Raw genomic sequence first — 22,493 nt, forward strand, 5'->3', positions numbered from 1 at the left:
AAACCTGTCCGGTCGGGGACGCTCAGCCGCTGGGGCGGCCGCGCGCGAGGTACTCCCTGACGCGGTCGGGCATCCCGGGTGTCTCCGGCAGGAGGGCGGAGGAGTCCACCTGCCCCCTCAGGAGGTCGGGGATGCTGACTCCGGCCGGCAGCCGGTCCGACAGCATCTGGTGCACCTCCTCGATGGCCTTGGCACGCGCCTGCTTGATGGCGCCCAGCAGTGCTTCCGCCAGCTCCTTGGGCGCCATCCGGCGGTAGGCACCTGTAGGGAACTCGATCGCGCTGACGTCGCCCTGCGCGTTGACCGTGACCTTCACGGTCTGCCTCGGTGCGGCCACCGTGGCGGTGGTCTCGTTGATCCGGCGCCGGTTCTCAAGGGCCTGCTCCCGCTCCGTGCGGTACTGCGCGAGCAGTTCCTCGACCTCTTGGTCGTAGGACATCGACATGTGGATCCTCCCTGGACACCCGGAGCATCCGCAGGCCCCGGCCACAGGGCGTCCTGGGCCTGCGGATGCGATCAGGAGGCGATCATTCAACACATGCGGTCCGTCAGGCAGAAGCCCTGGGGATCGAGTGGTGACTTATGTGCACGCCTTCTGCCCGATGTGCTGCCGAGCAGCCGTCAGAAATGGCTCTCCGGAGCCGTTCCCCAGGTGCTGCCGTCCTGGACGAGCAGGTCGGCGATGCCTCTGCCCTTCCGTTCCTCCTCTGCCTTCTCCGCGCCGGACGCCGCTTCGTCCTCCTGCTCCTCTTCCTCGTCGGGGAGCTCGTCGGCGTCCCCGCACATCAATCCGGGGTAACCCCCGCCAGGCCATACGCCGGCCTCGGAGGCGGCCGATCGGTTCGGTCTCCAGGCGGTGAGTCCGACGTGGTCCGGGTCGGGGCCACCGGGACGTCCTGCGGCCGCCGTCCGCGCAGCGGACGCCTCGTCGGCCCAGGCGCCGGCCGGGTCCGACGAGGCTCCCGCCGTGCGGACGGCGCGGTCCTCCTCGACGGGGATCCGCCACAGCAGGGGTACGAACGACGACCCGGCGTCGTCCCAGGCGGAGGTGTCCTCCTGGTCGTCCTCGGCGAACGGATCCGGCGCGGTGCGTGCGGCGGCCCCACGGGCCTCCGCCGACCCGCCCGAGGAGGCTGCCCCGTCCCTGCCGCTGCCGGCCCCTTCCGGACCGGACGGGCCGGCGGACGCGACCGCACCCCCGGCCGTGCGTGGGAGCACCGCCGCACCGTCCGCCCCGCCGGGCGCCGCGTCGGTTCGGCCGTCCGTGTGCCGTGACGCCGGTCCGCCGTCCGCCGAGGCCGCCGGCCCAGGGGCGCCCGCCGCAGCGGCGGACGTGCCGGTCGGCCAGGGGAGTCCGGGGCCCGGCGGTCCCTCCCGGCCAGGAGGCACGCTCTCCCGGCTGTGCCCTGCGCGCTCCCCGCTCGGCTGCGGCCCGCGGGACGCCGCGGTCGCACCCGGACCGCCCACGGGGCCCGCGAGTCCGCCTGCCAGGGGGGCGAAGAGGAGTCCAGCGCCCCCCGAGGCTGCCGCGGAGGTGAGCGCCTCCTCTCCCTCGTGGACGTCCGTCTCGCTTTCGTCGGTCCAGGGTTCGGTGCTCGGCTCCAGGAGTCCGGAGGCGTCGGGGCGCTCGCCGGCCTGGGCGCCGCCCGCGGCCGCGCCGCCCATGCCGCCCATGCCGGGCAGGTAGGGCATGCCGCCGAGGGGCGCGCCTGCTGCCGTGACGCCGGTGGCGGACTCCTCGCCGGGGGCGAGGACGGACTGCGCCGGTGTCCCCAGGTCCAGACCCTCCCCGCCGTGGGGGGCCGTGACGGCGGATCCTGCTTCGTCCCCCACGCCGACCCCGCCGGTCCAGGGTTCGGTGCTCGACTCCAGGAGTCCGGAGGCGTCGGGGCGCTCGCCGGCCTGGGCGCCGCCCGCGGCCGCGCCGCCCATGCCGCCCATGCCGGGCAGGTAGGGCATGCCGCCGAGGGACGTGGCGCCCCCCTCGCCGGCCAGCCCGGACGAGCCGAACGACGAGGGGAGCCCGGACTCCGTGGACAGGTCCCCCGGGAAGCCCGCGGCCTCGCCGGTCGACAGCCCGGCTCCGGCGGCTCCCACATCGGCCCCGCCGCCGAAGGGCAGAGGGGACCCCGCCTCGCCCCAGGCGGACGGATCGGTCGACAGGAGGTTGCCTGCGTCGGAAAGGCTCCCGGACCCGGACGTGCCGGTTCCTCCGGAAAAGCCGAGAGGGCCTCCCAGGCCAGGGGGAAGCACGCCGGTATCGCCACCGGTGTCCGTGCTCCCCGTATAGGGCGGTGGACCCCCCAGTCCGGAGGAGTCCGGGTTCAGCGCGGAGTCCAACGCGCCGGGATCCAGCGATCCGCCACCGATCCCGTCGCCCCCGGCCCCGGCCCCGGTGGACAGGTCGCCCGGGAAGGGCGGCGGGGCCCCCGATCCGCCGAGCCCGCCGATCCCGTCGCCCCCGCCGAGGCCGCCGTCCGCACCGATGCCGTCGCCCTTGGTGGAGAGACTCTTGGGGAAGGGCGGGGGGCTCCCCGCGCCTCCCAGGTCGCCGCCCCCGCCGCCGGTGGACAGGTTGTTCGAGAAGGGAGGCGGAGGCCCGTCGTTGCCCTTGCCGCCGGATCCGCCCAGATCGGTGTTGTTGCCGAGGCCGTTGATGCCGTTCTTGTCGTTGTTCCCGTCCCCGCCCGGCGAGTTCCTGTTCGGCGGCGGGATGGGCGGCGGTGCGACGACGGAGTCGATCGTGACCTGGTACTCATGCGCCAGGCTCTTGAGGACCGCTCTCATGTCCCTGGTCATCATTTCCACGATCTGGGGCTTTTTGCTGATCGTGACGAGGCCGTCCGCTCCCGTCGACGCCCCGTTCTTGAGAGCCCATGCGGCGTAGTGCTGGTCGATCTGTACGATCAGGCTCTGTGCCCTGCTCAGGCTCGACGCGTTGTCCGCGAGCTGCTGGGGAACGGAGTTCAGCTTGGTGGATCCGCCGGAAAGGGCGTCGGCGTTCGCCTGGACCTGCCGGGAGAAGGTGGTGGCCATGTTGGCGAAGGACTCCGCGGCCTCGCCCTTCCAGGGGCCGTTCTCGCCTGCGAGGGCCTTCGCCTGCTCCTCCAGGCTCTTGGCGACCACCTCCAGGGTCTGCTGCACCTTGTAGAAGGCGTTTGCGGCCTCCTGCAGGGACTGGGGATTGGCGACCCCCAGCGCCCTCGTCGCGTTCTCCCCCTTGGACATGTCGCCTGCTGCCATGCCGACGATGGCGGCCCTGATCTGCTTCCAGTCCCAGGTGTCGTAGTCCGAGACGGAGAAGTTTCCGTAGGTGGGATCGCCGAAGAGCCCGCCGTTTTCTCCCTCGTTGAATCCGGTGTGTTCCTGATTTTTCGGCATGTCGTTCACGCTTTTCTGGCCGGCCCTTGGCCACTGGACACGGTTGGATCGGGCTCCGCGCCTGCATGGGAAAGCCTGCGAAGCTCAGAAGAGGGAAGTCGGCCACCCCTGCGAAGGGGTGGCCGACAGCTGTGGAGTCGGCGGCGCCAGGAGAGGTCTCCTGCTCCTATTTCTTGTCGGACTTGTTGCCGGACCCGCCGCCGGAGTTCCCGCCCGAGTTCCCGCCGGAGTTCCCGCCGGAGTTCCCGCCGGAGTTTCCGCCCGAGTTCCCGCCCGAGTTTCCGTCGGAGCTGCTCCCCGAGCTCCCGCCCGAGCTCCCGCCTGATCCTGTGCCCCCCGGCACCAGATGCCCGAAGTGGCCGGCCGACGAGTACATGGCGTCGTCGAGGTCTTTCGCCTTCATGTCATTGGCTTCCGCAAGCGTCTTGTACTTCTGGCTGAGCTTCTGTATGCCTGCATGCAGCTCGGTCAGTCCCTTTTCGAGCTCCTCGAGCGCCATTGTGAAGTCGTGCTTGGCTCCCGAGTCGCCGTTGGGGCCGGTCACTTTCACGAGCATCTGATGGCCGTGGTAGAAGGCTCCGGGGGCGATGGCGACGTTCGCGAGCGCTTCCCGGGCATCGCTCACCGGCTTGATCAGCGTATGGATGTTGCTCGCGAACAGGTCCATCGACGGAGTGCTCACCGACGTGGTGCCGGACCCGGTCGACGACGACCCGGGTACCGACGGCGGATTGAAGGGGTCGTTGGTGCTGAGACTTCCCTTCCCGCCGTGTGCGTCGGTTCCGCCATCCCATTGACCGGGTGTCGGCTGTCCATTACCCGACCCTGCCGGCCCTGTCGACTCTGTCGGCTCTGCCGAGTCCGATCCGGGCCTGGTCCTGCCCATGGCTTACGAGTTCCAGAGCGCGGTTCCCGCGCGCTCGCCCGCGGAGTAGGCATCGTTGATCTCGCCCAGTGCGCGGTGGGCGATGAGCGCGAGCTGCCTCATCTCCTCGGCCCTCGTGTCCCAGTCGTTCTTGGCGACCGCGTAGGCGTCCTTGGTCGCCGCGTCCCATTCGGCGAGGTGCGCCCTGGCGCTCTCGTCGAGCTGCGTCAGGGTCTGCTTCAGCAGCTTCGTGATGGCGTCCATCTCGCCGACCACGTGCTCGACGGAGTTCATGACGACAGAATAGGTTGCCATATCCGCTCTCCTTGATGGCTGGTCCGGTCGTGCGGGTGCGTCGCGCTCAGAAACCCGGGAGGGCGGGAATCCTGGGGATCGTGGGGGTCGCCGCCATGGTCTGCATGACCGCCTGGGCCGCATCCTCGGTGTTGGAGTGGACGCGGCTGTACAGGGCCTTGGTCTGGTTTACGTTCCCCGTCAGGCTCTCCAGGTCCGCGGCGATGGCGTTGAAGGACTCGCACCACTTCTCCATCGCCGACAGGTAGATGGACGAGGCATCTCCCGTCCAGATGCTTCTGAGGGCCTGGATCTGGCTCGTCATCTGCGTCGACGTCCGCACGATCTCGGCGTGCGCGTTCTCGAAGTCCTGAGTGGCCCCCCCCAGGCCGGCGAGGTCGACCTGCGTATTCGCACTGCTCATGATGCGTCCTTCCGTGAATCGCCGGAGCGTGCCGGTGATTGCAGGTGGGTCTGCTTCTCATCGTGGCGGCGGACCCTGCGGAGCAGGAACGCCAGGTCCGTCCTCTGCCTCGATGTCCCTGTGGTTCTGCCCCTATGGCTCCCCTGCCGGGACGTCGGCACGGGGCACTCCGGGCCGCGGGAGCGGGGAACCGCGAGGAAGGACCCGCAGCGTCTGCCGCACGGGTCTCACGAGTGCACCAGCGAGGGGGGGGCGTGCTGCCGGGGCGCCGAGGAGGACGCCTCGCCTCTTCCGGCTGCGGTCGACCGCGCCTCCGCCCTGCTCGGCCCGGCCGGGCCTGCCACGGGCCGGGGCAGCTCCGCAGGCGTGATGGCCCGGGAGCGCGCCCGGACGCTGATGATCGTGGCGAGCCTGTGCGCGCGGTGGGCGCCGCCCGCGGCGGGCGCGGTCTCGAAGAACGCCGCCAGGGCGGGTCCCACCCCGTCGTCCACACGGTGGCCGAGTGCGGCAAGGCGACGACAAGTCAACTCGGCCATTTCGGAGGAAGCATAGGCGGGGAATCGGATGTACTCGGCGAACACCTCCGCCAGACCTGCCTGTTCGCGGACGAGGTCTTCCAGGTGCGGCGGACTGCCGCTCAGAACCAGCACCGGGCCGTGGGCCGCGGCGGCGGCCTCCGTCAACGCCCCGAGCACCGCGGTCCGCTCGTCCCCGGGGCGCTGCGCGAACTCCGGGTCGGCCTCGGCCACGAGCACCCCGCCGGCGGCCTCCTCGAAGACCGCGGCCAGGTGGTCGCCGGGCTGCCCGTCCCACTGCGCCGGGACGGCGGACAGGGCCAGCTGGTGGACGGCGCCCGTGGGGAGGAGGCCGAGTTCGGCCAGGCACCGCGCGTACAGCCCAGCGACGGCGCGCCGTCCGCTGCCGGGCTCCCCTTCGAACACAACGTTCGCCGATCTCGCCGGCACCTCGCCGTGCCGGTGCAGCCGTACCAGTCCGTCCAGGCGCGTGCGCAGCGGCTCCTTGACGGCGTCGAGGCCGACCAGGCCGGCGAGCCGACGGACACCCGGGCTGTCCGCCCGCCGCTCCTCGTCCGGAGCTGCCTCCGGACCTGCCTCCGGAGCTGCCCCCGTACCCGGATCCGGACCTGTTTCCCGACCCTCCTCCTCAACCGCCGGCGCGGGTTCCTGTTCGGTGGGGACGCCGACGTCGTCCGCCGTGAGGGTGCTCAGCTCCTCGTTGCTCCCGGGCGGGTCCACGGCCAGCCGGGAGGCCTGATTGCTGATCATCGTCTCGAAGACCTGGCGCGCCACGCGGCCGTTGCCGAACGTCGGGCCCTTGCGGACCTGCTCGAAGTAGCGGGAGAGCGCGTCCAGAGCCCCGGGGGAGAGCTCGTAGTAGTGCTTGGCGCAGAGCCCGGTCACGATGGTGACGAGCTCGGCGGGGCTGTAGTTGGGGAACTCCACGCTGCGGGCGAAGCGGGAGGCCATGCCCGGGTTCGAGGCCAGGAACTGGTCCATCTGCTCGGAGTACCCGGCGACGATGACCACGATCTCGTCGCGGTGGTCCTCCATGAGCTTCATCAGCGTCTCGACCGCCTCCTGACCGAAGTCGGGGCCGGTGCCCCGCGACTGGTTGGTCAGCGTGTACGCCTCGTCGATGAACAGCACGCCGCCGAGAGCCCGGTTGAACACCTCGGTCGTCTTGATGGCGGTGCCGCCGATGATCTGGGCGACGAGGTCGGCGCGGGCGACCTCCACGATGTGGCCCTGGCTGAGGATGCCCAGTTCGGCCAGGACGGCTCCGTACAGCCTGGCGACAGTGGTCTTGCCGGTGCCGGGCGGTCCGGCGAAGACGAGGTGCCGGCTCATGGGGGGCATGGGAAGCCCCATCTCCATGCGCCGCTGCGTCATCTTGTTGACGTTGATCAAGCCTGTGACCTCGCGCTTCACGCTCTCGAGGCCGACCAGTGCGTTCAGTTCCGCCAGCGGGCCGGTCCCGGTGTGCCGGTCCTGCGCCCGCTCCGACGCCGGGTCGTCGGTCTCCGCGGCCGTCCGGGCGCTGCCCCCGGTCCCCTCGCGCAGCCGCTCCACGGACAGCCGGCCGCCGGTCCTGAGCTGGTGGACGGCCTTCCCGCCGTTGTCCGAGACCTCGCAGTCGTGGATGCGGACCGACTCGTCGGTGTTGCACCTGATCCCGTCGCCGGCGTTGTCGAGGACGGTGCAGGTGGCGAGCTCGGCGCGGGCGGACGCCTGGATGTTCAGCCCGTGCCCGCGTGCGCCGGTCACCCGGCAGCCGGTCGCGGTGAGCGATCCGCCGCCGGCCACCCGGATGCCGTCGGTGTCGGAGCCGTTGAACTCGCTGTCGTTCGCCGACAGTCCGGCGTCCGCCCCGACCAGGACCCCGCAGTCCTGCACGGTCGACGACTCCAGCAGGGCCCGGGAGCCGCCCACCAGGGCGATCCCGGGTCCGCCGGGGGTGCGCACGCGGACCTCCGAGAGCCGGCCGCCGCTCCGCCGGTCCAGCTCCACGCCGTTGCCGCCGTCGAGCAGGATCTCGGCCCTCCGCAGGACGAGCTCCGCCTCGTCGAGCACCCGGACCGCGACGCCGCAGCTCCCGCCGACCGTCAGCTGCTCCACGTCCGCGGCGGCCCCGCCGGTGACGAGGACGGCGGCCTCGCGTGCGTTCCGCACGGTTAGGCCGCGGCACTGGGCCCTGCTGCCCGCCTCCACCGCGAGGCCGAGCGGGGTCCCCTCGACCCGGCAGCCCTCGAGCCCGAGCCGCGACCCCTCGGTGACCTGGATGCCGCTCCGTCCCGCCGAGGTGACGACGCAACCGCGCAGCACCGGTGCCGCGCCGCCGGAGACGTGGACCGCCTGACCGCCGGAGCCGGTGAAGGAGCAGTCGGTCAGAACCGTCTCGCCGCTGCTGGTGAGGTACGCGTCCAGGGTGGCGCTCCGCTCCACCGACAGCCCGCTGACGTACGCCCGCCCCTCCTGCTCGACGGCGAGCGCCGGCTTGGCGCTGCGGCTGATCCGGGTGGACTCCACCGTGGCGGTGCCCCGCCCGTTGACGCAGACGCCGTTGCCGCCTGCCCGGTCGAGGAGGCACTCGCGCACCTCGAGCCGTCCGCCCTCCGCGACGACCACCGCCGAGGAGCCGGCCTCGGTGATCTGCGAGCGCTCCAGCACGTTGCCGCCGTCCGAGGTCACCACCACGCCGGCGCCCCGGGGGTTGGCCACCTGGCAGTCGCGGACCGCCAGCGTCCCCCCGCCCCAGGCCAGGACGGCCGCCCAGGCCTCACCGGAGATCCGGCAGCCGTCGAGCGCCGCCTGTCCGCGCCGCACGTCCAGCGTCGGCGCCTCCGGGTCGGCGCAGGACAGCACCAGGCCCGACAGCTGTACGGCCTCGGCGTCCACGACCACGGTGCTGCCGGACGCCGAATGGATGTGGACGGTGCCGCCGGCGTCCTCCGCGACGAGGCTCACGGCACGCCGCAGGTGCAGGCTCTCGTCGTACCGCCCGGGAGCCACCGTGATCAGCGCGCCCTCGGCGGCGTCGGCCAGCGCGTCGGAGATGGAGCGGTAGGCGCCCCGGCGGTCGGCGGAGACCACCATCACCGGGCGCGTCACGGCGCCGCCCCCTCGGCGGACCTGCCACGACCTGCGGCGGCGCCCGGGCCCGGCACGCCGGGTCCGGTGATCAGCCCCGGCGGGGCACCGACGACGGCGTCCGGGGCGCCGCGCTCCTGCCACCTCGCATCGGCCTGCTCCACGGCTTTCATCGTCTCCTCCAGGCTGTTCAGGGCGATCTGGTCGAGCGGGACGCGCGGTGTGCGGCCGCCGTCGTCCTCGGTCCCCTCCGCGGGGGTCAGCTCGCGCAGGAGCAGGGTGTGCCGTGCGCCGGAGTGGACCTTCAGCACCTTGAAGCCCGTGCCGGGCAGGAAGAGGACCCGGTCGGGCACGGACGGCTCGAGGAGGTCGGTCCTGCGGGCCGTCAGCGACCAGATGAGGAAGTCCACGCCGTCCGGCGGTCCGACGTGCGGCGCGGTCCGCGCCGTGCAGAACGCCCATTCGGTGAGGGTCCGCCCCTCGTGGTACCAGGCGCGTCCGGCCTCGCCGAGGTCCGCCCGGAGCAGCGACGGCCCCCGGTAGGACGGGAGCCTGCGCAGGCCCGCCGTCACACAGCGCGCCAGCGGGACGTGGGGGCCGGCGGTCGCGCCCTGCACCGCCGCGTCCACGCCGCGGTGGTCACCCGACAGGTAGAGCCGCACCGCGACCAGGTCGGTGAGCGCGTCGGCGGCGTCCGCCCCCGACTCACCCCGCAGGCCGGGGGACTCGGACATCACCCGGGACACCGAGCCCGCGAGCGCGTTGTACTGCTCGCTGAAGGTACGGCGCACCCAGTCCCGCTCCTTGGCGATGCCGCGCTGCGGCGGCAGCGCCCGGGCGGCGGCACGCGGAACCGGCTGCACGCGCACGGCTGCCTGCGGCGCCGGCGTCCGCTCGGCCGGGGACGGTATCCCGGTTGCGGCCGCCCCGGGGACGGGGCCTCCGGTCGTGGGCATCCCGGTCGCAGGCCCCTCGGCGGCGGGCGCCTCCGGGACGGGAGCGGGGCGGGACGGCTGGGGCGCGGAGGCCACCGCAGCCGCCACGGGCGGCACGGGGGCGTCCGGCAGGCCGGACTCCAGCCGGACCCGCGGTGCCGCACCCAGGGGCGGGGGCGTCCCGGCCGCCGCCGGGGGCGTCGGCGCTGCAGGGACCTGCTGTGCCGTCGGGAACGTCGGCACCCCCGTCGACAGGGGCTCACGTACGGACTCCGCCGCCCCGGCGTCCGACCCCGGAGCGGACGCGGGCGCCACCGCACCCGGCTCGACGGCCTCCCCCTCCTGTGGGGCCGGGTGCGGTGCGCCGGCGCCCTCGGGCCCGGGAAACGGACCGGACGCTGACGCGGACGCGTACGCGGACGGTGGCGCAGTAGGGGCCGAAGCGGCCGCGGGGGCCGAAGGCTGCGCCGAGAGCCGTCGGACGGGCGCCGACGGTTCTCCCGCCGTGGCCTCGGTGGGGAATCCCGTCGTGGTCGCGGTCGGGAGTTCTGCCGTGGCCCCGGCGGCGCACCCCGCCACGGTCCCGGCCGGGAACCCCGCCACCGGCAGGGGCTCGTGCCCGGCCGCCGGGGCCGCTTCGTGGCGCCTCCCCGCCTCCGCACGGGTCAGCTCGTCGGCGGGGGCGAGCCGGAAGAAGGAGCGGACATCGGGGCCGAGCCGCGCCAGGAGGTCCACGGCCAGCGCGCGCATCCGTTCCGCGATCCCCGGCGTCCCGCGGTCGAACACCAGGAAGGGACGTCCGAGGACCGCCGGTGCCCGTCGGACGTCGTCCCCGTCGAGCGGGTCCGCCGGCGGGCGCATCCACAGGCCGCCCTGCACGACCTCCAGCACCGCGTCGGGCGCGTACCGGTAGACGCCCGCGGAGATCTCCGGGACGCCGGCCAGCGGGAGCCGGGCCCCGATGGGGACCGGCGGGGTCGGGGCACCGCCGAAGGCCGGGACGTACAGCAGCCCCTCGACGAACGTGCGCCAGCCGAGGGTGCCGTCCTCCCGCAGGCCCCGGACCTCGGGCTCCCCGTCCTCCGGACCCACGACCACCGGCATGCCGGCGCACACCGCCACCTGGTGGTCCAGCCGGTCCGCGAGCCGCTGCCCGAGGGCGACGCCGTCCAGGGTCTCCACCGGGCCGTAGGGGATGAACCGCACCATGTGCCGGGCGGTGGGGAGCACGGTCGACCAGAAGCGGACCACGTCGTCCACGCTGACCGTCGGACCGCCGGGACTGCCCAGCACCACGGAGATCACGTCCGGGTCGCAGGGGAGGGTCTCCACCAGGTGCCGCCGGTGCTCCGGGGCGGGCTCCCGGGAGGCGCCGCGCACCCAGACGCCGCTCGGCGTCGGCTCGACCAGGCCGTCGGGGCCGTTCTGCCAGGGCCGGTCCGGGATGGAGAACTCCCAGCGCGGCTTGGGGAACCGCTGGGAGTCGCGCTGGGGATCCCGTCCGGGGCGGAATTTCAGCCAGCCCGATCCGCGGTCGCCGGGGACGAACAGCCCGCCGCCGGCCGTCGGCAGTGCGGCGCCGTCCGGTGCCAGGACCGTGCGGCGGAGCCGCTCCGCGATCCGCTGGGCCGCGTCGCGCGTCTCCTCCGGCGCACCGCGGCCGAAGACGATGCGCAGGCTGCCCGGGAGGTCCGCCAGCGCCCTGGCCAGCGGCTCCCACCCCGTGTCCAGGGCGCCGGACGGAAGGTCGGCCACCACCAGGGTGGCCTCCGGGTCCCGTGCCAGGCCCTGGGCGAACAGGACGGCGCGTCCGTCCACCTCGCCCCGGGGGTGGACCAGGAGGGCGTGGCCCACCTCGCGGCGCTCCAGGGGGAGCCCGGAGAACCGCGGGGGCCTCAGCGCGATCCTCACGCCGCCCCACCCTCCCGCACGGTCGCCACTGCGGAGGCCTGCGTGAGCAGGGGGCCCCTGGGCAGCAGGGCGAGCACGTCCTTCGGGAGCGGCAGCGCCCTCGACCGGTCGTATCCGAGGGTCTGCACGGCCTGGTCGTCGAGCGGATAGGCCGTTCCGTCCTCGGCGACAAGGTAGGCCTGCGGCGAGACGCCCCGCAGCCCGACCTGCGACTGGTCGACGGCGAGCACACCCCGGCCCGGGGGCACCAGGACCGGCCGGCCGCCGGCCGCGGCCCCGCCGGTCCGGACGACCGGCTCGCTGCGCAGGGCGCGCCCCCGGGACTCCTGCCGCAGGCACACCGCCGCGCCGCTGTCGAGGGGCCGGGTGCCGAGCACGTCGGGCAGCGCGTCGAGCATCGCCCGGTCCGCCGAGACCGGTGCGACGGCGATGTCGGCCGGGTCGGCCTGCACCGGTGCCCCCGCTCCGTGACGGGCGGCCAGCAGCGCCGACTCGGTGGCGCTGACCGCCTCCAGGCCGTCGGCCCGCATCACGTAGTAGTGGTCGGTACCGGAGGAGGCGGTCCGGAACAGCTGCCCCACCCGGACGGGGTGTCCGGCCACGCGTCCCGCCTGCCGTCCGGCCTCGGGGACGGACGGGGCGGCCAGGGCCGCGCCGTCGGGGAGTGCCGACAGCCAGTCCTGCGGTGCCGCCACCGTGCGCTGCGTGTCCAGCCCCAGCGCGATGAGCGCGCCGTCGTCGGCGACCGGGTACCTCCTGCCGTGCCACAGCAGCTGGCGCCGGCCGTCCGCCGCGGACAGCAGCACCTGCCGGTCCGCCGGGAAGGGGGTGGTCCCGCGGGCCGGGTCGAAGTCCACCGCCTGGCCGCCGGGGAGGTCCGGGCGCAGGCAGCGGGTCCAGGGCCCGGAGAGCAGGGCGGAGGCCTGCGGCAGCGCGTCGGGGGCGCCCTGGATGCCCACCGGCGACCCGTGGCGGACGCCCGCCAGGGAGTTGCGCGACACCGTGCGCACCGTGGCGCGGGGCCCCTCGATCAGCAGCGCCGAGGCGTAGTTGCGGACCGGGCGCAGTTCGTCGCCCAGGTAGAGGTAGCGGGTGCCGGTCTCCTTCTCCACGATGATCGAGCCGGGCTTGCGCCACGCGGTGTTCCCGCCCGGGGACACCAGGCCGTACACGCCGAAGCCGGCGCACAGCAGCACCGCGATGGCGACGCCGAGGAAGGTGCCGAGGGAGGAGCGCCGGTTCGGGCTCCCGCCCTGCCCGGGGCTCCCGTCGACGAGGGCGGTCGCCAGCCGCCCCATGGCGAACTGGTAGGCGTGGACGTGGTCGCGTCGGGTCTGCACCGTCGCCGCCCCTATCCGGCGAGGGAGCGGACGTAGGCGTACACGTGCAGCTCCTGGAGGACCAGCGGCAGCAGGACCGTCGCCGCGACCACCTCCAGGATGTCGCCGGTGTGCCCCCACACGGGCAGCAGCCTGGCGGTCGGCAGGCGCCAGGCCCCGACGAGCAGCAGGACGGACGAGGTCAGCAGGACGGCGAGCACCGCGGTCCGTGCCGCAGTGCCGCCGTGCGCCCCGTGCACCACCAGCGCGAGGGCCACCCCGAGCGCACCGGCGACGAGGTGCGGGGCGCGCTGCAGCGTGCCGGTCAGCCCGCGCGCACGCAGCAGGAGCGCCGCGCTGAGGACCAGCGGGAGCACCCAGCCGATCCAGCCGCCCTCGTGCACCACGAACCAGAGGGCCGCGGCGTACACGGGCCCGGAGGCGAGGCTGAGGGTGTTGAGGTAGGCGTTGGCCGCGGACACGCCGCTGCTCACCCGCTCCTCCGTGGCCGGCTCGATGTCGCGCTGCAGCTCCTCCGCGTCGCGGGGCAGCTGCGGTGCCCGGAGCCGGGCCATGCGCAGGGCCAGCCGCGGTGCGAGGTGCCCGAGGACGAACAGGGCGACGACCGCGACCGACCCGGCCCGTGCCGCGTCCCAGTGCGCCAGGCCCTCCAGGGCCGCCCAGAGGACCGAGGCGGCTGCGGTCACCAGGACGGTCGCCGGCACGACGAGCGGCAGCGGTCCCAGGGCCAGCAGGGTGCCCGCCGTGACGGCGACGTATCCGGCGGCGGCCGGCACGGTCGGGACGCCGAGGGCGAACCCGCCGTCCGCGGCGTGCTCCTGGGCGGCTCCCATGAGTCCGGCGAACACCATCGCCCCCACGCCGGCCGCGATCAGGCTGCCGGAGCCCGGGCCCGAGCCGGCTCCGAGCCGTGCGCCCGCCACGCAGGCGAAGGCCAGGACCAGAGCGGTCGTTCCGCAGGCGGCCACCGCGAGGGGGCCGGGACCCGCCTCCAGCACGGCGGCGGCCAGGGCCCCGAGCGCGAGGCACGCCATCGAGAGCGCCAGCCGGCCCGTCAGCTCGGGGCGCCAGCGGTCGGACAGGCCGCTGATCACGTGGGCCACGCCGTCGGCGACGTCGTCGAACTCGAGGGGGGCGAGCCGGTCCTCCGCCGGCCGCAGGTACAGCACGTCGCCGTGGCGCAGGCCCAGGCTCTCCGGCGTCCCGTCGGCGTCCAGCGGGTCCTCACCCAGCCGCTGCAGCACCCAGGGGGTGCCCGCGTCGGCCCCGCCGGCGGTGACGTGGCGGACCAGCACCGGCAGGAGCGCGGAGACCGGCGTCGACACCGGAACGGCCACGTCCGCCCGGCCGGCGGGCCCGTCGACGGTGATCCGGCACACCTCGGGTGCGGGCGTGGGGACCGTGGGCGGGGAGGTAGTCATGGTGCTCCTGTGGTGCACGGTGGAAGGGGGGGTGGGTACCGCACGCGGGCGGCCGGGGCCGCCGTCCGGCGGGGCCGCCGCCGCGCTACGGGGTGACCAGCCCGGTCTGGACGAGCCGGATGGACCGCCGGGTGACGAGCTGCGCCCGGCCGGTGGGGAGGGTGCGCGGCCTGGCCTCCCCGATGAACTTGCCCTCCTCCTTGGGGTAGGAGAACAGCAGGGCCGGGTTGCCCAGCTCCCACAGGCGGCGCAGCAGCGGGTCCATCATGGCGCGCGTCGCCCCGGAGGTGCTCCGGGCGAGGACCAGGTGCATGCCGATGTGCTGCCCCTGGGACAGCAGCGGGACCAGCGGCGCCATCGGCGACCCCGCCCCGGGAGCGGCGGGGAAGAGGTCGTAGTCGTCGACGACGACGAACAGGAGCGGGCCCTGCCACCAGTCCCGCCTCTCCAGCTGCTCCGGGGTGACGTCCGCGCCGGGCAGCCGCTTGCCGACGGACACCGCGGCGCTCTCGGCGAGCCGGGTCAGGCCCTCGCTGTCCACGACGTAGCCCACCCGGTACTCCTCGGGCACGTCCTTGAGCAGGCGCCGACCGGGGTCGGCGAGCAGGATGCGCGCCTCCTCCGGCCGGTAGCGGGAGGTGATGGCGCGGATCGCCAGACGCAGGGCGTTGGTCTTGCCCGTCTCGCCGTCGCCGAAGGCCATCAGGTGCGGCGTGCTGCCGAAGTCGTGCCACACCGGGGCGAGCCGCTGCTCGTCCCAGCCCAGGCACATGCGCAGGTCGCCCTCGGCCGGGGGGAGCTGGTCGGCCGACAGCTTCGTCGGCAGCAGCCGCACGCCGGGCGCCGACCCGCCGGTCCAGAAGGTGTCGACCTCGGCGACGGCCGCCTTGGTGGCGAGGGTCAGGTCCGCGGTCTGCGAGGAGCCGTCCAGCCGGGGCAGGGCGGACAGGAAGTGCGCCCCCGCGCTCGTCAGGCCGCGGCCCGGCTGGTGCGGGACGCCGGCCGCCGCCTTGGACCCGACCTCGGACTCCATCGTGTCGCCGAGGCGCAGTTCGAGCTTGGTGCCGAGCATGTCGCGCAGCCGGGGGCGGATCTCCGACCACCGCACGGCGGACGCCACCACGTGCAGTCCGAAGGACAGCCCGCGGGCGGCGAGGTCCATGACCCGCGACTCCAGGTCCTCGAACTCCTGCCGCAGGGTGAACCAGCCGTCGACCACCAGGAACACGTCGCCGTACGGGTCGTCGACCCCGCCGGAGGCCCGCAGGGCCCGGTAGGCGGCCATGGACTCCAGACCCCGGGAGGTGAAGGCCTGCTCGCGCTGCTCGACCAGCTGCGACAGCTCCTCGACGGTCCGCAGCACCCTGTCCCGCTCCAGCCTGGTCGCCACCGAGCCGACGTGCGGCAGGCCCGCGGTGGACACCAGGCCGCCGCCGCCGAAGTCCAGGCAGTAGAACTGGACCTCCTCCGGCGTGTGGGTCAGCGCCAGCGACAGCATGAGCGTGCGCAGCAGGGTGGACTTGCCGGTCTGGGGGGCGCCCACCAGGCCGACGTGCCCGTCCGCGCCGGACAGGTCGGCCACCAGCAGCTCGCGCAGCTGCTCGAACGGCCGGTCCACCATGCCGAGGGGGACCCGCAGCGCGCCCGGGGCCGGGTGGCCGACCGTGGTCATGCCCCGCACCGGGTCCGGCACGATGCCGGGGAGCAGCTGGTCCAGGCTGGGGGAGGACGTCAGCGGTGGCAACCAGACCTGCCGTGCGGGCGGACCGCTCTCCTCCAGCCGCTCCACCAGCACCTCGAGCAGGCTCTCGTCGCTCGGCGCGGGCTCGGCGGCCTCCGCCGCGGCGCCGGGCACCAGGGCGTCGTCCTCGTCGTCCGAGCGCACCGGTCCCTGCTGGTCCAGTCCGAAGACGGTGACCTCCTGCGCCGTCTCCGCCTCCGGTGCCGGCTCCTCGGGCTGTGCCACTGCGGCGGGCGCCGGCCCGGAGACGTAGGCGGCCTTGAAGCGCACCAGGTTGGTGGTGTCGATCTTCAGGAAGCCGTTGCCCGGCACCGAGGGGAGCTCGTGGGCGCCGGCGACGCCGATGACGCTGCGGGACTCCATGGCGGAGAAGGTGCGCAGGGCGATGCGGTACGACAGGTGCCCCTCGACCCGGTGGATACGGCTCTCGTCCAGCCGCTGGGACGCCAGCAGCAGGTGCACGCCCAGGCTGCGCCCCAGCCGTCCGATCGACACGAAGAGGTCCACGAACTCGGGCTTGCTCGCGAGCAGCTCGGAGAACTCGTCGACGATGACCAGAAGCGAGGGGAGCGGGGTCAGCGGGGCCCCGGCGGCGCGGGCCTTCTCGTACTCGAACAGAGAGGAGTGGCCGGACGCCCGGAGCAGCTCCTGCCGGCGGATCATCTCGCCGTTGATGGAGTCCCGCATCCGGTCCACCAGGTGCAGTTCGTCCGCGAGGTTGGTGATGACGGCGGAGGTGTGCGGGAGGCGGTCCATGTGGAGGAAGGTGGCGCCGCCCTTGAAGTCCACCAGGACCATGTTGAGCACTTCGGAGGAGTGCGTGGCGGCCAGCCCCATCACCAGGGTGCGCAGCAGTTCGCTCTTGCCGGACCCGGTGGCGCCGATCAGCAGGCCGTGCGGCCCCATGCCCCCCTGCGCGGACTCCTTGAGGTCGATCTCGACGACCTCCCCGTCCTCCGTCACCCCGATCGGCACCCGCAGCCGTGCGTCCTGCGCCGTGCGCGGGCGCCACTTGGCCGCCACGTCGAAAGTGCGCGGGTTGCGGATGCCCAGCAGGGTGGTCAGGTCGAAGTCGGTCTCCAGCGGACGGTCCATCAGGTCGACGCTGCCGCTGGTGCGCATCGGTGCGAGCACCCGTGCCAGCGCCTCCGCGGACGTCGTGCTGAGTGCGTCCACCCGCGCGGAGACCGTGCTGCTGCCCGAGGGGAACTCCACGCCGCCGTCGCGGACGGTCATCCGCAGGACGCCGGGGCCTCCGGTCATGGCCCCGGTCGCGTCCAGCAGCACGACGTTCCGCAGGCCCGGGCCGAGCAGACGGGCGTTCTCCGGGAGGCGCACCCCCTGCGCCAGGACCACGACGAACGGTTCCGCCACGCTCGGCGGGTGGTCCGGGTCGTGGTCCGGCCGGTCGCCCAGCCCCGAGCCGAACAGCTCCACGAGCGTGTCCAGGTCCCCTGCGGCCAGCCGGACCGGGCCGGCGCTGTCGGACCGGTCCGGATGGGCGTTGTGCGGCAGCCACTTCAGCCAGTCCCACTGGGCCCGGGCCGCCGCGTCGCCGACCACGGCGATCCGGAGCTCGTCGGGGGAGTGGAAGACGGCCAGCTGGCCGATCACCGACCTCAGCAGGGACAGCGCCCCCTCGCCCTCACCGGCGAGCTCCACCCGTGCGAACTGCCGCAGCGCCACGGGCACGGGGAGCCACGGCACGCTCTGGTGGGTGCGGGTGAACCGGCGGAGCGAGATCGCCGACAACGGCTCCAGGTCCTCCACCGGCTTCGTCTGCGGCGGCAGGAACTCCAGGGCGGAGCGCCGGGTGCCCAGGCCCACCCGGACCCGGGCGAAGTCCTCGTGGCCGGGGCGCCGCTCCCAGACGCGGGGTCCGAGCGCCATGGCCCACAGGTCCTGCGGGGCGGGGTTGTCCCACAGCAGGGCGCTCCGCTGCGCGACCGCCGCCTGCCGGGCCTGCCGGCGCCTCTGTGCGAGGTAGCGCAGGTAGTCGCGCCGTTCGGCGCGCATCCGCCGCTTGCGCTCGGCACCGGAACGGCCGATCTGGGTGACGCTCATACTGGCCATGGCCAGGCCCATCGCCCCGGACATCATGTAGGTCGTCGCGTTCCCGCCGACGGAGTACATCAGCGCCATCGTGCCGCTGCCGAGGCCCATGGGCAGATAGGTCATGACCGAGCCGAAGTCGGCGGAGGCCGGCTCCCCGAGGACGGGGGGCTCGGCGAGTTCGACCTGGCCGTCCGGCATCGGAGGGCCCTCGGCACGCGGTGAGCGCCTCACGACCACGTTGCTCAACGGTCTTCTCTTTCCTGCGCGTCGCTGCTGAGGTCACATCATAGGAACGGCCCCGGGCGCGCAACCCCGGCTCCTCCGGCTCCTTGTTCTTCGGGTAGCGGTTCTGCACTTTCGTGCAGGCCGGCGAGCCGCAGGGCGTCCCGGCCGCAGCCCCGGGATCGCGCCCCGCCGGCCGGCCCGGACACCGCGGGACCGGTCACGGAGGGGGCCCGGCCCCCCGTGGGAGGGCCCGGCGGGCCGTGACGAGGTGCTCCGCGCAGCCGCGTTGACAAGGGGCCTCGGCAAGCTTGATCATCCTCCGCAGCGGGTCCCCGGCCGGCTCGCGCGTCCTCCCACCCGCTGCGGGATGTCCCGGTGCAGCTCCGGAGAGCCGGGGACAGGGGTTGCCCGGCCCCCGGAGGGCGCGAGACCGGTCCGGGCCGCCCCGCGCACGTCCGGGCGCACGCGACGCACCCGGAAAGCCGCCAAGAACTCTGCGTGAACTCCGTCGGGAGAGCGGATGCCTGCATTGGTCATCGAGTTTCGGTAGTTCACAGTTCGACTGTCTTCCGCGTCCGGCCGGACTTCGCCTGCTGCTGCGGCATGCCGCCACCGGGGTCCGGCTCGCTTTTCCCCGACGCCTCCCCGGCGGCGGAGGCCCGACGCGGACCGTGCTCCCGTCCTGTCCCCCCGGTGCCCCCAGGCCCGGGCCGAGCCACGGCCGGAAACAGCCGCAGCCCGCAGAGGAACAGGTGGGGAATCATCCCCTCTCGCGCGGGGCCCTCAGAAAGAAAATGAGTGCAGAGACCATGGCACGAAACGCCATAAGATCCCGTTTCACTGCCGCGGTCCTTCCGGCGTACATCTTCCTCGCCGTCCTGGCGGCACTGCTCGTGCCGGGCGCCGCCCGCTGGGACCGCGCGTCCTCCGACCTGTCCGGCATCCAGAGACAGCGTCAGTGACTCCAGTACACGATGGCGCTGACCCGGCTCGTCTCCGCGCTGTCCGACGCCCAGTCCGCAGCGGTGACGGGCCGTCCGGGCGCGGGTACGTCCCTGCCTGCCGCGGTCGCGGACGTCGGCGCCACCCGTCTGGGCCGGGACGCCTCCCTGCACTCGGCCTCCGGCTGGACCCGGCTGCGGCCGGCCCTCCTGGCTCTGGGGAGGTCCGCCGCCACCGGCAGCGCCGCCTTCGCCGACTACACCAAGGAGGTCGACCTCGCCCTCACCCTCACCCTCAACACCCAGGTGGCCCAGGAGTCCGGCCTGCTCCTCTCCGACCGCCTGGACACCTACTACCTGACCGACACGCTGGTGCTGCGGCTCCCCGTGCTCATCGCCCTTTCGGGCAGGAACGTGGACCTCGCCCGCATGGCCGAGGCGGCCCGGCGTGCGCCCCGCCCGGCGTCCGGCGCCGACGGCGCGTCGGCCGCGCGTGCGGCGGTCTCCGCCCAGGTGCAGGCACTCGTCGTCCGCGGCCTGCTGAGCCAGAGCGCGGCCGGCATGGCGACCTCGCTCCACCAGGCCTTCGGGCCGACCCAGGACACCGTGCTGGGCCCCGCCCTGCTGCCGCGCATCGACGAACTCGCGGCGACGGTCCTCGCCATGGCCCCCATCCAGTCCCTCACCGACGGGCTGTCGGGGAGCACGGACGTCGGCGGTCTCGACGCGGCCCGTGCCAAGGGGCACCGGGCGGCGGTGCGGCTGTCGAAGGACGGAGTGGGGCAGCTCGACCGGATCCTCGGCGACCGCGAGGACCACCTGCGTCAGGACCGGACCGTGGCCGCGGCCGAGGCCGGGGCGGGCGCAGGTGGTCCTCCTCCTCGGCCTCGGCCTGCACCTGCGGCGCAGCGGCACGGTCCCGGCAGCAGCCGGCCCGGTGGCTGCCGGGGACGGACACCTCCCGCCGGACGGTGGCCGTTCCGAGGGCGACGCCGGCACCGAGGCCGGCGTCCGGGGATCCCGCCCCAGAGACGTCCCACCGGCCGACGGGAGAAGGAGGGTCCGGCGCTCCGAGAGGGACCGCGCCGGCACCCGCCGCCGCGGTGAGCCCGAGCCCTCCCGCAGGATGCCCCCTTCCGAGGGCCACGACGGCCCCGCCCGCCACGACGGCCCCGGCCGGCCCGTGGACGCGTGGCAGCCCGGCCGTGACGCGGTCGCGCTTCCCAGACGGGGGAACCAGCATGCTGCTCAGTAGGCTGCTGGTCCGGCAGAAGCTGAACCTGCTCGTCGTGATCCCCCTGGTCGCCGTCGTGCTGCTGTCCTTCCCCTTCGTCACGCAGCGCGTCCAGGACGTGCGCACCTCCTCGCGCACCGCCCGGCTGATGCTTTCCGCGAGAGGCGTCGCCCAGGTCGTCGAGGAACTGCAGCGCGAGCAGCTGCTCCTCGTCTCCTACCTGGCCTCCCCGGCCAGCCGTCCCTCCCCCGTGCTGGTCCAGGCAGCGGCGGTGGACACCCGCGTCCAGGACGTGCTGACCGACCCGGACAACGACCTGGGCCCGCGGCTGCGGCACTCCCTGGAGGCTCTGGACCGGCTCCGGGAGACCCGCGCCGAGGTCCTGGGGCACACCCTCACGGCCGCCGCGGTCAACCGCCGCTACGACGCGACGGTGAAGGACCTGATCGACGCGATCGGTCTGGAGCGCCTGACGGACGGCACTCCGGAGGACCTGCGCGAGGAGGTCTCGCTCGACGCCCTCCTGCGCGCGGACGCCGCCCACACCAGCGAGGTGTCCTGGCTGCTCGCCGCCGTCGTGGACGGCGGATCGCGCCGCGCCGCACTGTCCGTGGCGGATTCGGCGCACGACGCCGAGCTGGCCGAGACGCAGCGGTTCACCGCCCTCGCCCCCCCTCCCGGATACGGCTGTCGAGGCTGGCCGCCTCCGGCGAGGTCGCCAGGACGGCCTCGGCCAGGGCCGCCTCGATCCGCGCGCAGGGCGACCGCGGTCGCCGCCTGCCGCCCGCGGCGCGGGCGCTGTCGGTGGAGGGCCCCTCCAACGCCTTCCTGCTGGAGGCGGAACTCCGGGTCCTCGTGAGCGCCACCGTCTTCCGCGACATCGAGCACCGGGCCGACGACACGGCGGCCGCCACCACCCGTGCCACCGTCGGCTTCCTCGCCCTGCTCTCCCTGCTGCTCTTCGGCGTGGTCGCGCTCAGCACCTCCGTGGGCCGGTCCATCTCCCGGCCGCTGCGGCAGCTGAGCCGGGCTACCCGGCAGGTCGCCGAGGCCACGGAGCGCGAGCTCATGCGCGTCAGCGACGAGGACCGCCCCGACGAGCCGCTGCCCGCCTTCACCGGCATCGAGCTGGACAGCCCGGACGAGATCGGCGAGCTCGCGGCCGCGCTCAACCGTGTCCAGAACCGGGCCGTGCAGCTGCTCCAGCGGCAGATCGTCAGCCGCCGGAACATCGCCGCCATGTTCGGCAGCATCGGCCGGCGGACGCAGAACCTGACCGGCCGCCAGCTCGCGATGATCGACGACCTGGAGCGCGACGAGACCGATCCGAAGCTCCTGGAGAGCCTCTACCGCCTGGACCACCTGACCAACCGCCTGCGCCGCAACGCCAACAGCCTGGTCGTGCTGTCCGGCGCCACCGAGCCGGTGGACTTCGGGGACCCGCTGCCGGTGAGCCACCTGGTCCGTTCGGCGCTCGCGGAGATCGAGGACTTCCAGCGCGTGCGGTTCAGCTCGGTCACGGACGTGCGCATCAGCCCCGACGTGTCCTCCGCCCTCAAGGCGATGGTCGCCGAGCTGGTCGAGAACGCGGTCTCCTTCTCCTCCCCCTCGACGGTGGTCGACGTCACCGCGGCACGCGTGGCGGACGGCTGCCTGATCACCGTGACCGACTCCGGCGTGGGCATGTCGGAGGAGCGGCTGGCCGAGGAGAACGCCCGGCTCGTCAGGGGTGAACGCCTCGACCTGGCGCCCAGCGACGTGCTGGGGCTGTTCGTCGTCGGCCGGCTCTCCCGGCGCACGGGGATCCTCGTCCGTCTCGGAGCGGGGGACGGCGGCGGCGTCACGGCGTGGATCAACGTCCCGCACAGGCACCTGGTGCGCGCCGGCGGACCGCAGCCCGTTCCGGTGGCCGCCCGCCAGCCGCTGGCGGCCCTCACCCCCGCCGAGCCCCCGCCCCCGCCGTCGGCGCCCGCCCTCGCCGCCGGACCGGCCGGACCGGCCGGACCTACCTGGCAGGCCGGACCGTCCGCTCCGCGGGTTCCCGGCGGCCCGGCGGCCGCGCCGCCGTCCGGCCCCTACGAAGGCAACGGGGAGCCTTGGCGTCCGGGGCCCGTTGCG

The 22,493-nt window shown here is 74.2% G+C and carries 13 protein-coding genes and 1 pseudogene; 4 read left to right on the plus strand and 10 right to left on the minus strand.

Annotated elements, in window-relative coordinates:
- Positions 1–22: 22 nt before the first annotated feature.
- From LO771_RS17305 to eccCa, 10 genes are all read right to left on the minus strand, one after another.
- A complete protein-coding gene (locus LO771_RS17305; protein ID WP_230653396.1) occupies positions 23–439 on the minus strand; it encodes a YbaB/EbfC family nucleoid-associated protein in 417 nt (138 codons plus the stop codon).
- A 182-nt stretch (positions 440–621) separates the two neighbouring features.
- Positions 622–3,390 (minus strand): WXG100 family type VII secretion target, encoded by a 2,769-nt coding sequence (locus tag LO771_RS17310; protein ID WP_374228187.1) that lies wholly within the window; start codon positions 3,388–3,390, stop codon positions 622–624.
- 157 nt (positions 3,391–3,547) lie between these two features.
- A complete protein-coding gene (locus tag LO771_RS17315) occupies positions 3,548–4,048 on the minus strand; it encodes a hypothetical protein (RefSeq protein WP_230653397.1) in 501 nt (166 codons plus the stop codon).
- Positions 4,049–4,270: 222 nt separating this feature from the next.
- Positions 4,271–4,561: a WXG100 family type VII secretion target gene (locus tag LO771_RS17320; protein WP_230653398.1), complete on the minus strand. Its 291-nt coding sequence runs from the start codon at positions 4,559–4,561 to the stop codon at positions 4,271–4,273.
- A 46-nt stretch (positions 4,562–4,607) separates the two neighbouring features.
- Entirely contained in the window at positions 4,608–4,964 is a 357-nt protein-coding gene (locus LO771_RS17325) for a WXG100 family type VII secretion target (protein ID WP_230653400.1), read from the minus strand.
- Positions 4,965–5,191: 227 nt separating this feature from the next.
- Positions 5,192–8,593, minus strand: a complete 3,402-nt coding sequence (locus LO771_RS17330; protein ID WP_230653401.1) for a right-handed parallel beta-helix repeat-containing protein — start codon at positions 8,591–8,593, stop codon at positions 5,192–5,194.
- A complete protein-coding gene (locus LO771_RS17335) occupies positions 8,590–11,418 on the minus strand; it encodes a hypothetical protein (protein ID WP_230653403.1) in 2,829 nt (942 codons plus the stop codon). Before LO771_RS17335 ends, LO771_RS17330 begins: the two co-directional genes overlap by 4 nt.
- On the minus strand, positions 11,415–12,758 hold the full coding sequence (gene eccB, locus LO771_RS17340; RefSeq protein WP_230653405.1) for a type VII secretion protein EccB: 1,344 nt from the start codon (positions 12,756–12,758) through the stop codon (positions 11,415–11,417). The genes LO771_RS17335 and eccB overlap by 4 nt, the downstream gene beginning before the upstream one ends.
- An 11-nt stretch (positions 12,759–12,769) precedes the next feature.
- Positions 12,770–14,179, minus strand: a complete 1,410-nt coding sequence (gene eccD, locus LO771_RS17345) for a type VII secretion integral membrane protein EccD (RefSeq protein ID WP_230653407.1) — start codon at positions 14,177–14,179, stop codon at positions 12,770–12,772.
- A gap of 85 nt (positions 14,180–14,264) precedes the next feature.
- Positions 14,265–18,221, minus strand: a complete 3,957-nt coding sequence (gene eccCa, locus LO771_RS17350; RefSeq protein ID WP_230653409.1) for a type VII secretion protein EccCa — start codon at positions 18,219–18,221, stop codon at positions 14,265–14,267.
- A gap of 788 nt (positions 18,222–19,009) precedes the next feature.
- Between eccCa and LO771_RS17355 the strand changes: the two genes are divergently transcribed.
- The 4 genes and pseudogenes from LO771_RS17355 to LO771_RS17370 form a co-directional block, all read left to right on the plus strand.
- Positions 19,010–19,162: a hypothetical protein gene (locus LO771_RS17355; protein WP_230653411.1), complete on the plus strand. Its 153-nt coding sequence runs from the start codon at positions 19,010–19,012 to the stop codon at positions 19,160–19,162.
- Positions 19,163–19,174: 12 nt separating this feature from the next.
- Positions 19,175–20,248: a hypothetical protein gene (locus tag LO771_RS17360; RefSeq protein WP_230653413.1), complete on the plus strand. Its 1,074-nt coding sequence runs from the start codon at positions 19,175–19,177 to the stop codon at positions 20,246–20,248.
- 134 nt (positions 20,249–20,382) lie between these two features.
- Positions 20,383–21,234, plus strand: coding sequence for a nitrate- and nitrite sensing domain-containing protein (locus tag LO771_RS17365; RefSeq protein WP_230653415.1), 852 nt, complete (start codon positions 20,383–20,385; stop codon positions 21,232–21,234).
- A gap of 128 nt (positions 21,235–21,362) precedes the next feature.
- Positions 21,363–22,229 (plus strand): annotated as a pseudogene (locus LO771_RS17370) (ATP-binding protein); the annotation flags it as partial.
- Between the last annotated feature and the right edge of the window lie 264 nt (positions 22,230–22,493).

The sequence above is a fragment of the Streptacidiphilus sp. ASG 303 genome (assembly GCF_020991365.1).
GTDB lineage: Bacteria > Actinomycetota > Actinomycetes > Streptomycetales > Streptomycetaceae > Peterkaempfera.